The organism is Bacillus subtilis subsp. subtilis str. 168 (assembly GCF_000009045.1).
In the GTDB taxonomy this organism is placed as follows: Bacteria; Bacillota; Bacilli; order Bacillales; family Bacillaceae; genus Bacillus; species Bacillus subtilis.
In genome coordinates, this window is record NC_000964.3 from 81,737 (window position 1) to 97,500 (window position 15,764).

At 47.7% G+C, this 15,764-nt stretch carries 10 protein-coding genes, 9 tRNA genes and 4 rRNA genes (1 of these 23 cut by a window edge); all 23 read left to right on the forward strand.

Going from position 1 to position 15,764, the window contains the following annotated elements:
* Positions 1-34 precede the first annotated feature (34 nt).
* Entirely contained in the window at positions 35-961 is a 927-nt protein-coding gene (cysK, locus tag BSU_00730) for a cysteine synthase (protein NP_387954.1), read from the forward strand.
* 166 nt (positions 962-1,127) lie between these two features.
* Entirely contained in the window at positions 1,128-2,540 is a 1,413-nt protein-coding gene (pabB, locus tag BSU_00740; protein NP_387955.1) for a 4-amino-4-deoxychorismate synthase (para-aminobenzoate synthase), read from the forward strand.
* Between the two features lie 13 nt (positions 2,541-2,553).
* Complete coding sequence (gene pabA, locus BSU_00750; protein NP_387956.1) at positions 2,554-3,138, forward strand: 4-amino-4-deoxychorismate synthase; anthranilate synthase (subunit II); 585 nt, start codon at positions 2,554-2,556, stop codon at positions 3,136-3,138.
* On the forward strand, positions 3,138-4,019 hold the full coding sequence (gene pabC, locus BSU_00760; RefSeq protein ID NP_387957.1) for a 4-amino-4-deoxychorismate pyruvate-lyase: 882 nt from the start codon (positions 3,138-3,140) through the stop codon (positions 4,017-4,019). Before pabA ends, pabC begins: the two co-directional genes overlap by 1 nt.
* Positions 4,001-4,858: a dihydropteroate synthase gene (folP, locus tag BSU_00770; protein NP_387958.1), complete on the forward strand. Its 858-nt coding sequence runs from the start codon at positions 4,001-4,003 to the stop codon at positions 4,856-4,858. Before pabC ends, folP begins: the two co-directional genes overlap by 19 nt.
* Positions 4,851-5,213, forward strand: coding sequence for a dihydroneopterin aldolase (folB, locus tag BSU_00780; RefSeq protein NP_387959.1), 363 nt, complete (start codon positions 4,851-4,853; stop codon positions 5,211-5,213). Before folP ends, folB begins: the two co-directional genes overlap by 8 nt.
* Positions 5,210-5,713 carry a 7,8-dihydro-6-hydroxymethylpterin pyrophosphokinase gene (gene folK / locus BSU_00790; protein ID NP_387960.1) on the forward strand — a complete coding sequence of 168 codons (504 nt, stop codon included), beginning with the start codon at positions 5,210-5,212 and terminating at the stop codon, positions 5,711-5,713. The genes folB and folK overlap by 4 nt, the downstream gene beginning before the upstream one ends.
* Positions 5,665-5,874: a putative transcriptional regulator gene (gene yazB / locus BSU_00800; protein ID NP_387961.1), complete on the forward strand. Its 210-nt coding sequence runs from the start codon at positions 5,665-5,667 to the stop codon at positions 5,872-5,874. The genes folK and yazB overlap by 49 nt, the downstream gene beginning before the upstream one ends.
* A 23-nt stretch (positions 5,875-5,897) precedes the next feature.
* Positions 5,898-6,899, forward strand: coding sequence for a tRNA-dihydrouridine synthase B (gene dusB, locus BSU_00810; protein ID NP_387962.1), 1,002 nt, complete (start codon positions 5,898-5,900; stop codon positions 6,897-6,899).
* 91 nt (positions 6,900-6,990) lie between these two features.
* A complete protein-coding gene (gene lysS / locus BSU_00820) occupies positions 6,991-8,490 on the forward strand; it encodes a lysyl-tRNA synthetase (protein NP_387963.1) in 1,500 nt (499 codons plus the stop codon).
* Between the two features lie 309 nt (positions 8,491-8,799).
* A ribosomal RNA-16S gene (gene rrnJ-16S, locus BSU_rRNA_6) occupies positions 8,800-10,353 on the forward strand.
* A 164-nt stretch (positions 10,354-10,517) separates the two neighbouring features.
* A ribosomal RNA-23S gene (rrnJ-23S, locus tag BSU_rRNA_7) occupies positions 10,518-13,445 on the forward strand.
* Positions 13,446-13,500: 55 nt separating this feature from the next.
* Positions 13,501-13,618, forward strand: a ribosomal RNA-5S gene (gene rrnJ-5S, locus BSU_rRNA_8).
* Between the two features lie 20 nt (positions 13,619-13,638).
* Positions 13,639-13,714: transfer RNA gene (gene trnJ-Val / locus BSU_tRNA_12), tRNA-Val, on the forward strand.
* 4 nt (positions 13,715-13,718) lie between these two features.
* Positions 13,719-13,794, forward strand: a tRNA-Thr gene (trnJ-Thr, locus tag BSU_tRNA_13).
* Between the two features lie 36 nt (positions 13,795-13,830).
* Positions 13,831-13,906 (forward strand) — tRNA-Lys (gene trnJ-Lys / locus BSU_tRNA_14).
* 6 nt (positions 13,907-13,912) lie between these two features.
* Positions 13,913-13,995, forward strand: a tRNA-Leu gene (trnJ-Leu1, locus tag BSU_tRNA_15).
* 40 nt (positions 13,996-14,035) lie between these two features.
* Positions 14,036-14,110: transfer RNA gene (gene trnJ-Gly / locus BSU_tRNA_16), tRNA-Gly, on the forward strand.
* A 14-nt stretch (positions 14,111-14,124) separates the two neighbouring features.
* A tRNA-Leu gene (gene trnJ-Leu2 / locus BSU_tRNA_17) sits at positions 14,125-14,210 on the forward strand.
* 9 nt (positions 14,211-14,219) lie between these two features.
* A tRNA-Arg gene (gene trnJ-Arg / locus BSU_tRNA_18) sits at positions 14,220-14,296 on the forward strand.
* 27 nt (positions 14,297-14,323) lie between these two features.
* A tRNA-Pro gene (gene trnJ-Pro / locus BSU_tRNA_19) sits at positions 14,324-14,400 on the forward strand.
* Positions 14,401-14,409: 9 nt separating this feature from the next.
* Positions 14,410-14,485 (forward strand) — tRNA-Ala (gene trnJ-Ala, locus BSU_tRNA_20).
* A gap of 170 nt (positions 14,486-14,655) precedes the next feature.
* Positions 14,656-15,764: ribosomal RNA gene (gene rrnW-16S, locus BSU_rRNA_9) — ribosomal RNA-16S — on the forward strand (it continues 445 nt past the right edge of the window).
* The 16S, 23S and 5S rRNA genes sit together here with 9 tRNA genes alongside, the layout of an rRNA operon.

Here is a 15,764-nt window from a genome sequence, read left to right on the forward strand (position 1 = left end):
CCAATACAAATAGTCGGAAATTGAGGTGTCGAGAATGGTACGTGTAGCAAACTCCATTACTGAATTAATTGGGAATACGCCAATCGTTAAATTAAATCGCCTTGCAGATGAAAACAGTGCGGATGTATATCTAAAACTTGAATACATGAACCCTGGAAGCAGTGTAAAAGACCGTATCGGTTTAGCTATGATTGAAGCGGCTGAAAAAGAAGGAAAATTAAAAGCCGGTAATACAATCATTGAACCGACAAGCGGAAATACTGGAATCGGGCTTGCAATGGTTGCTGCTGCTAAAGGATTAAAAGCCATTTTGGTTATGCCTGATACAATGAGCATGGAGCGCCGCAACCTTCTTCGCGCATATGGTGCTGAGCTTGTGCTGACTCCTGGTGCGGAAGGCATGAAAGGTGCTATTAAGAAAGCTGAAGAGCTTGCTGAAAAGCACGGATACTTTGTGCCGCAGCAGTTTAACAACCCTTCTAACCCCGAAATTCACCGCCAAACAACGGGTAAAGAAATCGTTGAGCAATTCGGTGATGATCAGCTTGACGCATTTGTAGCCGGAATCGGAACGGGCGGAACGATTACGGGAGCGGGCGAAGTGCTGAAGGAAGCATACCCTTCCATCAAGATTTATGCTGTTGAACCGTCAGATTCCCCAGTGCTTTCAGGAGGAAAACCAGGCCCCCACAAAATTCAGGGAATCGGAGCAGGATTCGTGCCGGACATCTTAAACACTGAAGTATATGATGAAATCTTCCCTGTGAAGAATGAAGAAGCATTCGAATATGCCCGCAGAGCTGCACGTGAAGAAGGAATTCTCGGAGGCATCTCATCAGGTGCGGCAATTTATGCTGCTCTTCAAGTAGCAAAAAAACTCGGAAAAGGCAAAAAAGTATTGGCCATCATTCCAAGTAACGGCGAACGTTATCTAAGCACGCCGCTGTACCAATTCGATTAAAAAAAGCCAAAACTCCCGGTTCGCCGGGAGTTTTTTTATATTTCGTGCATCAAATATGCCATGTCTGCGACGAATGTTATTCTTGGAAGAGAAATTCACTTTTTTCACTAACAACATTGCTTTACAATTAAAAACAAGTAAAAAAGAAAATAGAGGAATGATACAAATGGCACAACGCAGACCGGCAGGCAAAAAAATACCTTTTCAAAAAGACTCATTCTTACAACAATTTGAGAAACTTGCGCAATCCCGGAAACATCATGTACTTCTCGAAAGTGCAAGAGGCGGCAGATATAGTATAGCCGGTCTTGATCCAATTGCGACTGTGAAAGGAAAAGACGGAATAACTACAATTAAGCATGGTGATGAGATGCTGTTTAAAGAAGGTGATCCATTACGGGCCTTCCACAGCTGGTTTAAAACACTGGAAACAGAAACGAATCATGAGTTCCCTGACTTTCAAGGCGGGGCAATCGGGTTTCTCAGCTATGATTACGCACGGTACATTGAAAATTTTAAAATGCTCTCATTAGATGATTTAGAAACACCAGATATTTATTTTCTTGTTTTTGATGATATAGCAGTTTATGACCATCAAGAAGAGTCTCTATGGCTGATTACTCATGTTAATGGTTCTGATCAGGAAACAGCGGATGTGAAGCTATCTGAGTTAGAGCAGATGTGGTTGACTGAGCTTCCCGCTGTCACTTCGCGAGAGATGAAGCCTGAAACAGCTGGTTCTTTCGCGGCGCCATTTACCGAGGATGGGTTCTCACAAGCTGTAGAGAAAATCAAACAATACATTGCCAGCGGAGATGTGTTTCAAGTCAATCTATCAATAAGGCAGTCACAGTCACTGTCTGTCCACCCATATCAAATTTACAAAACCTTGAGAGAAGTAAATCCTTCTCCTTATATGGCGTATTTAGAAACACCTGATTTCCAAATCATTTGCGGATCGCCTGAACTGCTTGTCAGCAAAAAGGGCAAGCTATTAGAGACGAGACCGATTGCGGGCACCCGTTCCAGAGGGAAAACAAATGAAGAAGACGAGGCGCTTGCAAACGAATTGATACACAATGAAAAAGAACGCGCGGAACATGTCATGCTGGTTGATCTTGAGCGAAATGATCTGGGAAGAGTATCACGTTACGGGTCTGTGCGCGTAAATGAATTCATGGCAATTGAAAAATACTCGCATGTGATGCACATTGTGTCTAATGTCCAAGGTGAACTGCAGGATGGGTATGATGCTGTAGATATTATTCATGCTGTGTTTCCCGGAGGAACCATTACTGGTGCACCGAAAGTAAGAACGATGGAAATTATAGAAGAACTTGAGCCGACACGCCGAGGGCTTTATACTGGATCTATAGGATGGTTTGGATATAATCACGATCTGCAGTTTAATATCGTCATTCGAACCATTTATGCAACCGGAGGGCAGGCATTTATGCAGTCCGGTGCAGGAGTTGTGATTGATTCTGTTCCGAAGCACGAATACAAGGAATCATTCAAAAAAGCTTTTGCGATGCAAAGAGCATTAGAGCTGAGCGAAGAAGAGACAAAAATTAGATGAGGTGAGCGGAGAAATGATTTTAATGATTGATAACTACGATTCATTCACGTACAACTTGGTACAGTATTTGGGCGAGCTTGGGGAAGAGCTGGTTGTGAAACGCAATGACAGCATCACAATCGATGAAATTGAAGAACTGTCTCCGGACTTTCTGATGATATCTCCCGGACCGTGCAGCCCTGATGAGGCGGGAATCAGCCTCGAAGCAATTAAACATTTCGCAGGGAAAATTCCTATTTTCGGTGTATGTCTCGGACATCAGTCCATCGCACAAGTGTTCGGTGGTGATGTTGTTAGGGCAGAACGGCTTATGCACGGGAAAACCTCGGATATCGAGCATGACGGCAAAACCATTTTTGAAGGGTTGAAAAATCCCCTTGTTGCGACGCGATACCACTCGCTGATCGTAAAACCTGAGACGCTGCCAAGCTGTTTTACAGTAACAGCACAAACGAAAGAAGGAGAAATCATGGCTATTCGCCACAATGACCTCCCGATAGAGGGTGTGCAATTTCACCCAGAGTCTATTATGACCTCCTTTGGGAAAGAAATGCTCAGAAATTTTATTGAGACATATCGCAAGGAAGTTATTGCGTGATGATATATGTGAACGGCCGGTATATGGAGGAGAAAGATGCAGTTCTTTCTCCTTTTGACCATGGGTTTTTATATGGGATCGGTGTTTTCGAAACCTTCAGGCTCTACGAAGGCTGCCCGTTTTTGCTTGATTGGCATATAGAGAGGCTTGAACGCGCGCTTAAGGATCTGCAAATCGAATATACTGTTTCAAAGCATGAGATCCTTGAGATGCTGGACAAGCTGCTTAAGCTAAATGATATCAAGGATGGCAATGCCCGCGTCAGACTGAACATATCAGCGGGAATCAGCGATAAAGGCTTTGTCGCCCAGACGTACGATAAGCCCACCGTTTTATGCTTTGTGAATCAGCTGAAACCAGAAAGTCTTCCTTTGCAAAAAGAAGGAAAGGTTTTATCGATACGGAGAAACACTCCAGAGGGATCGTTCCGGTTAAAATCTCATCATTATCTAAATAATATGTATGCGAAACGGGAAATTGGAAATGATCCGCGTGTCGAGGGAATTTTCTTAACGGAGGATGGAGCTGTTGCAGAGGGTATCATATCTAATGTCTTCTGGAGAAAAGGTCGCTGTATCTATACGCCATCGCTTGATACCGGTATTCTGGACGGCGTCACGAGACGTTTTATCATAGAAAATGCAAAGGATATCGGCCTGGAGCTCAAAACGGGCCGATATGAGCTAGAAGCTCTCTTGACAGCTGACGAAGCGTGGATGACGAACTCGGTTCTTGAAATCATCCCGTTTACTAAAATAGAAGAAGTAAACTATGGAAGCCAAAGCGGAGAAGCAACCTCCGCTCTTCAATTGTTATACAAAAAAGAAATAAAGAACATGATTCATGAAAAGGGAGGAAGAGCATGGCGCAGCACACAATAGATCAAACACAAGTAATCCACACTAAGCCCAGCGCTTTATCATATAAAGAGAAGACGCTGGTGATGGGAATTTTAAACGTAACGCCTGACTCTTTCTCGGACGGCGGAAAATATGACAGCTTGGACAAGGCGCTGCTGCACGCGAAAGAGATGATCGATGATGGTGCCCATATCATTGATATTGGAGGGGAATCGACAAGGCCTGGCGCTGAGTGCGTATCTGAGGATGAGGAGATGTCCAGAGTCATTCCGGTGATTGAGCGGATTACGAAAGAGCTTGGTGTTCCTATTTCTGTAGACACGTACAAGGCTTCTGTCGCAGATGAAGCAGTGAAAGCCGGTGCATCCATTATCAATGATATTTGGGGAGCCAAACATGATCCGAAGATGGCTTCCGTTGCAGCTGAACATAATGTTCCAATTGTACTCATGCATAACCGCCCTGAAAGAAACTACAATGACTTATTGCCGGATATGCTGTCGGACTTAATGGAGAGTGTAAAAATTGCTGTTGAGGCCGGAGTAGACGAGAAGAACATTATTCTTGATCCTGGTATCGGTTTCGCGAAAACCTATCACGATAACTTGGCAGTGATGAACAAACTAGAGATTTTCAGCGGATTGGGATATCCGGTTCTTCTGGCAACCTCCCGAAAAAGATTCATCGGACGTGTTCTGGATCTTCCGCCTGAGGAGCGGGCTGAGGGCACAGGCGCGACTGTGTGTCTCGGCATTCAAAAAGGCTGTGACATTGTCAGGGTCCATGATGTAAAGCAAATTGCCAGAATGGCGAAAATGATGGACGCGATGCTGAATAAGGGAGGGGTGCACCATGGATAAAGTTTATGTAGAAGGTATGGAGTTTTACGGATATCACGGTGTGTTCACAGAAGAAAACAAACTTGGCCAGCGGTTTAAAGTCGATTTAACCGCTGAGCTGGATTTAAGCAAAGCTGGACAGACAGACGACCTTGAGCAAACGATCAACTATGCTGAGCTCTATCACGTATGTAAAGATATCGTGGAAGGGGAGCCTGTGAAATTGGTGGAAACGCTGGCGGAACGTATTGCTGGCACTGTTCTCGGAAAATTTCAGCCTGTTCAGCAATGTACGGTGAAAGTGATTAAGCCAGACCCGCCAATTCCCGGACACTATAAATCAGTAGCAATTGAAATTACGAGAAAAAAGTCATGAACAACATAGCTTATATTGCACTTGGATCTAATATTGGAGATAGAGAAACGTATTTAAGGCAAGCAGTGGCTTTACTGCATCAGCATGCTGCGGTGACAGTCACTAAAGTGTCGTCTATTTACGAAACTGACCCGGTCGGATACGAAGATCAAGCTCAATTTTTGAATATGGCTGTTGAAATCAAGACATCATTGAACCCTTTTGAACTCCTTGAACTGACGCAGCAGATAGAAAATGAATTAGGCAGAACAAGGGAAGTAAGATGGGGGCCGCGGACGGCAGACCTTGACATTTTGTTATTTAATCGTGAAAATATTGAAACAGAGCAACTAATTGTTCCGCATCCGAGAATGTATGAGCGTTTGTTTGTCCTTGCGCCGCTTGCGGAAATTTGCCAGCAGGTTGAAAAAGAGGCTACAAGCGCCGAAACAGACCAAGAAGGTGTAAGAGTATGGAAGCAGAAATCTGGGGTAGACGAATTCGTGCATTCAGAAAGCTGAAAGGTTATACTCAAGAAGGATTTGCAAAAGCATTAGGTATATCAGTTTCTATTCTCGGCGAAATTGAACGCGGAAACCGATTGCCGTCTGCTGCCATCATTCAAGATGCAGCAGATGTTTTAAATATAAGTGCGGACGAATTGGCGCCGCCAGAAAAATAGAACAAATGAAAGGAGGAGAAAAATTGTTCAAAATCGGAGATATTCAATTGAAAAACCGGGTTGTGCTCGCACCTATGGCTGGTGTCTGCAACTCTGCGTTCAGATTGACTGTAAAGGAATTCGGAGCCGGATTGGTATGCGCTGAAATGGTCAGTGACAAAGCGATCCTTTACAACAATGCAAGAACAATGGGTATGCTTTATATTGATGAACGTGAGAAACCACTGAGCCTTCAAATTTTCGGAGGAAAAAAGGAAACCCTTGTGGAAGCGGCGAAGTTTGTAGACCAAAACACAACTGCTGATATCATTGATATTAACATGGGATGTCCCGTGCCGAAGATTACAAAATGCGATGCGGGAGCCAAATGGCTTCTCGATCCTGATAAGATTTACGAAATGGTTTCTGCAGTAGTGGATGCTGTTAATAAGCCAGTTACAGTGAAAATGAGAATGGGCTGGGATGAAGACCACATTTTCGCAGTGAAAAATGCACAGGCTGTAGAACGTGCGGGCGGTAAAGCAGTGGCGCTTCACGGCCGTACGAGAGTGCAGATGTACGAAGGAACGGCAAACTGGGATATCATCAAAGAAGTAAAACAATCAGTATCGATTCCGGTTATCGGAAACGGCGATGTTAAGACACCGCAGGATGCTAAGCGTATGCTCGATGAGACAGGAGTAGACGGGGTCATGATCGGACGCGCTGCATTGGGTAACCCGTGGATGATTTACCGTACGGTTCAGTATCTTGAAACAGGTAAATTAAAAGAAGAGCCGCAAGTACGCGAAAAAATGGCCGTATGCAAACTGCATCTTGACCGCCTGATTGACTTAAAAGGTGAAAACGTAGCGGTAAGAGAAATGAGAAAGCACGCTGCATGGTATCTGAAAGGCGTGAAAGGCAATGCGAACGTTCGTAATGAAATCAATCATTGCGAGACGAGAGAAGAGTTTGTACAGCTTTTAGATGCATTTACGGTTGAAGTTGAGGCAAAAGAGCTTCAAAATGCAAAAGTAGGATAATACTCACCTCTATTTGCTGCTCACTGCTAGTTTTACGCTGGCAGTTTTTCTGCTTTTTTCATGAAACAATATCTGTAATGGAGTGATAACAATGAGTCAAGAAGAGCATAACCATGAAGAATTGAATGATCAGCTGCAAGTCAGACGCGATAAAATGAATCAGCTGAGAGATAACGGCATCGATCCATTCGGCGCACGTTTTGAAAGAACTCATCAGTCTCAAGAAGTTATTTCGGCATATCAAGATCTAACCAAAGAAGAGTTAGAAGAAAAAGCGATTGAAGTTACAATCGCAGGCCGCATGATGACAAAACGCGGCAAAGGAAAAGCCGGCTTTGCCCATCTTCAGGATTTAGAAGGCCAAATCCAAATCTACGTAAGAAAAGACAGTGTCGGTGACGACCAATATGAAATCTTCAAGTCTTCTGACCTCGGTGATCTTATCGGCGTAACCGGAAAAGTCTTCAAAACAAATGTAGGCGAATTGTCTGTTAAAGCAACTTCCTTTGAATTGCTGACAAAAGCGCTTCGTCCGCTTCCTGACAAATACCATGGTTTAAAAGACGTTGAGCAGCGCTACCGTCAGCGCTATCTGGATCTTATCGTAAACCCAGACAGCAAACATACGTTCATTACACGAAGCAAGATCATTCAAGCTATGAGAAGGTACCTTGATGATCATGGATACTTAGAAGTAGAAACACCTACAATGCACAGCATTCCTGGGGGAGCTTCTGCACGTCCGTTTATCACTCACCACAACGCGTTAGACATTCCACTCTATATGCGTATTGCTATCGAACTGCACCTAAAACGTCTAATTGTCGGCGGTTTAGAAAAAGTATATGAAATCGGCCGTGTTTTCCGTAACGAAGGTGTCTCTACACGCCATAACCCTGAATTTACAATGATTGAGTTATATGAAGCATATGCGGACTATAAAGATATCATGAGCTTAACTGAAAACCTTGTCGCTCATATCGCCCAAGAAGTGCTTGGCACAACTACGATTCAATACGGGGAAGAGCAAATCGACCTTAAACCGGAGTGGAAAAGAATCCATATGGTTGACGCAGTCAAAGAAGCGACCGGCGTTGATTTCTGGGAAGAGGTTACTGTTGAGCAGGCGCGTGAATATGCAAAAGAACATGAAGTAGAAATTAAAGACTCTATGACAGTAGGCCATATCATCAACGAATTCTTCGAACAAAAAATTGAAGAAACGCTTATTCAGCCAACGTTTATTTACGGGCATCCTGTAGAAATTTCTCCTCTTGCTAAGAAAAACCCTGAGGACCCGCGTTTTACAGACCGTTTTGAGCTGTTTATCGTTGGCCGTGAACATGCCAACGCGTTTACAGAGCTGAATGATCCTATTGATCAAAGAGAACGCTTTGAAGCGCAATTAAAAGAGCGTGAAGCCGGTAATGATGAAGCTCATTTAATGGATGAAGACTTTGTTGAAGCTCTGGAATACGGTATGCCGCCAACAGGAGGTTTAGGCATCGGTATCGACCGTCTGGTTATGCTGCTGACGAATGCCCCTTCTATTCGCGATGTGCTGTTATTCCCGCAAATGAGACAACGCTAATAAAAAAGAGCGGTATCCTCCATAGGGAAAGGATGCCGCTCTTTTTAAATCCCTTAGTATTTCTTCAAAAAAACTATTGCACTATTATTTACTAGGTGGTATATTATTATTCGTTGCCGCTAAACAAGGCGATAACGAAAAAAAGAACTTCAAAAAAAGTTATTGACTTCACTGAGTCAACGAGTTATAATAATAAAGTCGCTTGAACGAAGTGAACAAAATGATCTTTGAAAACTAAACAAGACAAAACGTACCTGTTAATTCAGTTTTTAAAAATCGCACAGCGATGTGCGTAGTCAGTCAAACTACTTTATCGGAGAGTTTGATCCTGGCTCAGGACGAACGCTGGCGGCGTGCCTAATACATGCAAGTCGAGCGGACAGATGGGAGCTTGCTCCCTGATGTTAGCGGCGGACGGGTGAGTAACACGTGGGTAACCTGCCTGTAAGACTGGGATAACTCCGGGAAACCGGGGCTAATACCGGATGGTTGTTTGAACCGCATGGTTCAAACATAAAAGGTGGCTTCGGCTACCACTTGCAGATGGACCCGCGGCGCATTAGCTAGTTGGTGAGGTAATGGCTCACCAAGGCAACGATGCGTAGCCGACCTGAGAGGGTGATCGGCCACACTGGGACTGAGACACGGCCCAGACTCCTACGGGAGGCAGCAGTAGGGAATCTTCCGCAATGGACGAAAGTCTGACGGAGCAACGCCGCGTGAGTGATGAAGGTTTTCGGATCGTAAAGCTCTGTTGTTAGGGAAGAACAAGTGCCGTTCGAATAGGGCGGTACCTTGACGGTACCTAACCAGAAAGCCACGGCTAACTACGTGCCAGCAGCCGCGGTAATACGTAGGTGGCAAGCGTTGTCCGGAATTATTGGGCGTAAAGGGCTCGCAGGCGGTTTCTTAAGTCTGATGTGAAAGCCCCCGGCTCAACCGGGGAGGGTCATTGGAAACTGGGGAACTTGAGTGCAGAAGAGGAGAGTGGAATTCCACGTGTAGCGGTGAAATGCGTAGAGATGTGGAGGAACACCAGTGGCGAAGGCGACTCTCTGGTCTGTAACTGACGCTGAGGAGCGAAAGCGTGGGGAGCGAACAGGATTAGATACCCTGGTAGTCCACGCCGTAAACGATGAGTGCTAAGTGTTAGGGGGTTTCCGCCCCTTAGTGCTGCAGCTAACGCATTAAGCACTCCGCCTGGGGAGTACGGTCGCAAGACTGAAACTCAAAGGAATTGACGGGGGCCCGCACAAGCGGTGGAGCATGTGGTTTAATTCGAAGCAACGCGAAGAACCTTACCAGGTCTTGACATCCTCTGACAATCCTAGAGATAGGACGTCCCCTTCGGGGGCAGAGTGACAGGTGGTGCATGGTTGTCGTCAGCTCGTGTCGTGAGATGTTGGGTTAAGTCCCGCAACGAGCGCAACCCTTGATCTTAGTTGCCAGCATTCAGTTGGGCACTCTAAGGTGACTGCCGGTGACAAACCGGAGGAAGGTGGGGATGACGTCAAATCATCATGCCCCTTATGACCTGGGCTACACACGTGCTACAATGGACAGAACAAAGGGCAGCGAAACCGCGAGGTTAAGCCAATCCCACAAATCTGTTCTCAGTTCGGATCGCAGTCTGCAACTCGACTGCGTGAAGCTGGAATCGCTAGTAATCGCGGATCAGCATGCCGCGGTGAATACGTTCCCGGGCCTTGTACACACCGCCCGTCACACCACGAGAGTTTGTAACACCCGAAGTCGGTGAGGTAACCTTTTAGGAGCCAGCCGCCGAAGGTGGGACAGATGATTGGGGTGAAGTCGTAACAAGGTAGCCGTATCGGAAGGTGCGGCTGGATCACCTCCTTTCTAAGGATATTTTACGGAATATAAGACCTTGGGTCTTATAAACAGAACGTTCCCTGTCTTGTTTAGTTTTGAAGGATCATTCCTTCGAAACGTGTTCTTTGAAAACTAGATAACAGTAGACATCACATTCAAGTAATACAAGATATCACATAGTGATTCTTTTTAACGGTTAAGTTAGAAAGGGCGCACGGTGGATGCCTTGGCACTAGGAGCCGATGAAGGACGGGACGAACACCGATATGCTTCGGGGAGCTGTAAGCAAGCTTTGATCCGGAGATTTCCGAATGGGGAAACCCACCACTCGTAATGGAGTGGTATCCATATCTGAATTCATAGGATATGAGAAGGCAGACCCGGGGAACTGAAACATCTAAGTACCCGGAGGAAGAGAAAGCAAATGCGATTCCCTGAGTAGCGGCGAGCGAAACGGGATTAGCCCAAACCAAGAGGCTTGCCTCTTGGGGTTGTAGGACACTCTGTACGGAGTTACAAAGGAACGAGGTAGATGAAGAGGTCTGGAAAGGCCCGCCATAGGAGGTAACAGCCCTGTAGTCAAAACTTCGTTCTCTCCTGAGTGGATCCTGAGTACGGCGGAACACGTGAAATTCCGTCGGAATCCGGGAGGACCATCTCCCAAGGCTAAATACTCCCTAGTGACCGATAGTGAACCAGTACCGTGAGGGAAAGGTGAAAAGCACCCCGGAAGGGGAGTGAAAGAGATCCTGAAACCGTGTGCCTACAAGTAGTCAGAGCCCGTTAACGGGTGATGGCGTGCCTTTTGTAGAATGAACCGGCGAGTTACGATCCCGTGCAAGGTTAAGCAGAAGATGCGGAGCCGCAGCGAAAGCGAGTCTGAATAGGGCGCATGAGTACGTGGTCGTAGACCCGAAACCAGGTGATCTACCCATGTCCAGGGTGAAGTTCAGGTAACACTGAATGGAGGCCCGAACCCACGCACGTTGAAAAGTGCGGGGATGAGGTGTGGGTAGGGGTGAAATGCCAATCGAACCTGGAGATAGCTGGTTCTCTCCGAAATAGCTTTAGGGCTAGCCTCAAGGTAAGAGTCTTGGAGGTAGAGCACTGATTGGACTAGGGGCCCCTACCGGGTTACCGAATTCAGTCAAACTCCGAATGCCAATGACTTATCCTTGGGAGTCAGACTGCGAGTGATAAGATCCGTAGTCGAAAGGGAAACAGCCCAGACCGCCAGCTAAGGTCCCAAAGTATACGTTAAGTGGAAAAGGATGTGGAGTTGCTTAGACAACCAGGATGTTGGCTTAGAAGCAGCCACCATTTAAAGAGTGCGTAATAGCTCACTGGTCGAGTGACTCTGCGCCGAAAATGTACCGGGGCTAAACGTATCACCGAAGCTGCGGACTGTTCTTCGAACAGTGGTAGGAGAGCGTTCTAAGGGCTGTGAAGCCAGACCGGAAGGACTGGTGGAGCGCTTAGAAGTGAGAATGCCGGTATGAGTAGCGAAAGAGGGGTGAGAATCCCCTCCACCGAATGCCTAAGGTTTCCTGAGGAAGGCTCGTCCGCTCAGGGTTAGTCGGGACCTAAGCCGAGGCCGAAAGGCGTAGGCGATGGACAACAGGTTGATATTCCTGTACCACCTCCTCACCATTTGAGCAATGGGGGGACGCAGGAGGATAGGGTAAGCGCGGTATTGGATATCCGCGTCCAAGCAGTTAGGCTGGGAAATAGGCAAATCCGTTTCCCATAAGGCTGAGCTGTGATGGCGAGCGAAATATAGTAGCGAAGTTCCTGATTCCACACTGCCAAGAAAAGCCTCTAGCGAGGTGAGAGGTGCCCGTACCGCAAACCGACACAGGTAGGCGAGGAGAGAATCCTAAGGTGATCGAGAGAACTCTCGTTAAGGAACTCGGCAAAATGACCCCGTAACTTCGGGAGAAGGGGTGCTCTGTTAGGGTGCAAGCCCGAGAGAGCCGCAGTGAATAGGCCCAGGCGACTGTTTAGCAAAAACACAGGTCTCTGCGAAGCCGTAAGGCGAAGTATAGGGGCTGACGCCTGCCCGGTGCTGGAAGGTTAAGAGGAGCGCTTAGCGTAAGCGAAGGTGCGAATTGAAGCCCCAGTAAACGGCGGCCGTAACTATAACGGTCCTAAGGTAGCGAAATTCCTTGTCGGGTAAGTTCCGACCCGCACGAAAGGCGCAACGATCTGGGCACTGTCTCAACGAGAGACTCGGTGAAATTATAGTACCTGTGAAGATGCAGGTTACCCGCGACAGGACGGAAAGACCCCGTGGAGCTTTACTGCAGCCTGATATTGAATGTTGGTACAGCTTGTACAGGATAGGTAGGAGCCTTGGAAACCGGAGCGCCAGCTTCGGTGGAGGCATCGGTGGGATACTACCCTGGCTGTATTGACCTTCTAACCCGCCGCCCTTATCGGGCGGGGAGACAGTGTCAGGTGGGCAGTTTGACTGGGGCGGTCGCCTCCTAAAAGGTAACGGAGGCGCCCAAAGGTTCCCTCAGAATGGTTGGAAATCATTCGCAGAGTGTAAAGGCACAAGGGAGCTTGACTGCGAGACCTACAAGTCGAGCAGGGACGAAAGTCGGGCTTAGTGATCCGGTGGTTCCGCATGGAAGGGCCATCGCTCAACGGATAAAAGCTACCCCGGGGATAACAGGCTTATCTCCCCCAAGAGTCCACATCGACGGGGAGGTTTGGCACCTCGATGTCGGCTCATCGCATCCTGGGGCTGTAGTCGGTCCCAAGGGTTGGGCTGTTCGCCCATTAAAGCGGTACGCGAGCTGGGTTCAGAACGTCGTGAGACAGTTCGGTCCCTATCCGTCGCGGGCGCAGGAAATTTGAGAGGAGCTGTCCTTAGTACGAGAGGACCGGGATGGACGCACCGCTGGTGTACCAGTTGTTCTGCCAAGGGCATCGCTGGGTAGCTATGTGCGGACGGGATAAGTGCTGAAAGCATCTAAGCATGAAGCCCCCCTCAAGATGAGATTTCCCATTCCGCAAGGAAGTAAGATCCCTGAAAGATGATCAGGTTGATAGGTCTGAGGTGGAAGTGTGGCGACACATGGAGCTGACAGATACTAATCGATCGAGGACTTAACCATATTTTTGAATGATGTCACATCTGTTATCTAGTTTTGAGAGAACACTCTCAATTTGTTTGGTGGCGATAGCGAAGAGGTCACACCCGTTCCCATACCGAACACGGAAGTTAAGCTCTTCAGCGCCGATGGTAGTCGGGGGTTTCCCCCTGTGAGAGTAGGACGCCGCCAAGCAATTGCACGTTAGTGCAATTATGGAGGATTAGCTCAGCTGGGAGAGCATCTGCCTTACAAGCAGAGGGTCGGCGGTTCGAGCCCGTCATCCTCCACCATTATGCCGGTGTAGCTCAATTGGTAGAGCAACTGACTTGTAATCAGTAGGTTGGGGGTTCAAGTCCTCTTGCCGGCACCACTTTTATATGATATAATACTCAAGTCTCTTGTAGAAGAGCCATTAGCTCAGTTGGTAGAGCATCTGACTTTTAATCAGAGGGTCGAAGGTTCGAGTCCTTCATGGCTCACCATTTTACGCGGGTGTGGCGGAATTGGCAGACGCGCTAGACTTAGGATCTAGTGTCTTTATGACGTGGGGGTTCAAGTCCCTTCACCCGCATTATATAGGATAACAGTTAGAAAAACTGGACATCCTGTCTGCGGAAGTAGTTCAGTGGTAGAACACCACCTTGCCAAGGTGGGGGTCGCGGGTTCGAATCCCGTCTTCCGCTCCAACTATACCATCCACGCCGGGGTGGTGGAATTGGCAGACACACAGGACTTAAAATCCTGCGGTAGGTGACTACCGTGCCGGTTCAAGTCCGGCCCTCGGCATTATGTTTTGCGCCCGTAGCTCAATTGGATAGAGCGTTTGACTACGGATCAAAAGGTTAGGGGTTCGACTCCTCTCGGGCGCGCCATATCTTTTAATAGAATAGATAGGAAATCGGGAAGTAGCTCAGCTTGGTAGAGCACATGGTTTGGGACCATGGGGTCGCAGGTTCGAATCCTGTCTTCCCGACCATTTTTTTATGGGGCCTTAGCTCAGCTGGGAGAGCGCCTGCTTTGCACGCAGGAGGTCAGCGGTTCGATCCCGCTAGGCTCCACCAAAAGTTTTTAAAAAAGTTGTTGACTTTGAAGAAGTGACGTTGTATACTAATAAAGTTGCTTTAACAAAGCGGACAAACAAAATGATCTTTGAAAACTAAACAAGACAAAACGTACCTGTTAATTCAGTTTTTAAAAATCGCACAGCGATGTGCGTAGTCAGTCAAACTACTTTATCGGAGAGTTTGATCCTGGCTCAGGACGAACGCTGGCGGCGTGCCTAATACATGCAAGTCGAGCGGACAGATGGGAGCTTGCTCCCTGATGTTAGCGGCGGACGGGTGAGTAACACGTGGGTAACCTGCCTGTAAGACTGGGATAACTCCGGGAAACCGGGGCTAATACCGGATGGTTGTTTGAACCGCATGGTTCAAACATAAAAGGTGGCTTCGGCTACCACTTACAGATGGACCCGCGGCGCATTAGCTAGTTGGTGAGGTAACGGCTCACCAAGGCAACGATGCGTAGCCGACCTGAGAGGGTGATCGGCCACACTGGGACTGAGACACGGCCCAGACTCCTACGGGAGGCAGCAGTAGGGAATCTTCCGCAATGGACGAAAGTCTGACGGAGCAACGCCGCGTGAGTGATGAAGGTTTTCGGATCGTAAAGCTCTGTTGTTAGGGAAGAACAAGTACCGTTCGAATAGGGCGGTACCTTGACGGTACCTAACCAGAAAGCCACGGCTAACTACGTGCCAGCAGCCGCGGTAATACGTAGGTGGCAAGCGTTGTCCGGAATTATTGGGCGTAAAGGGCTCGCAGGCGGTTTCTTAAGTCTGATGTGAAAGCCCCCGGCTCAACCGGGGAGGGTCATTGGAAACTGGGGAACTTGAGTGCAGAAGAGGAGAGTGGAATTCCACGTGTAGCGGTGAAATGCGTAGAGATGTGGAGGAACACCAGTGGCGAAGGCGACTCTCTGGTCTGTAACTGACGCTGAGGAGCGAAAGCGTGGGGAGCGAACAGGATTAGATACCCTGGTAGTCCACGCCGTAAACGATGAGTGCTAAGTGTTAGGGGGTTTCCGCCCCTTAGTGCTGCAGCTAACGCATTAAGCACTCCGCCTGGGGAGTACGGTCGCAAGACTGAAACTCAAAGGAATTGACGGGGGCCCGCACAAGCGGTGGAGCATGTGGTTTAATTCGAAGCAACGCGAAGAACCTTACCAGGTCTTGACATCCTCTGACAATCCTAGAGATAGGACGTCCCCTTCGGGGGCAGAGTGACAGGTGGTGCATGGTTGTCGTCAGCTCGTGTCGTGAGATGTTGGGTTAAGTCCCGC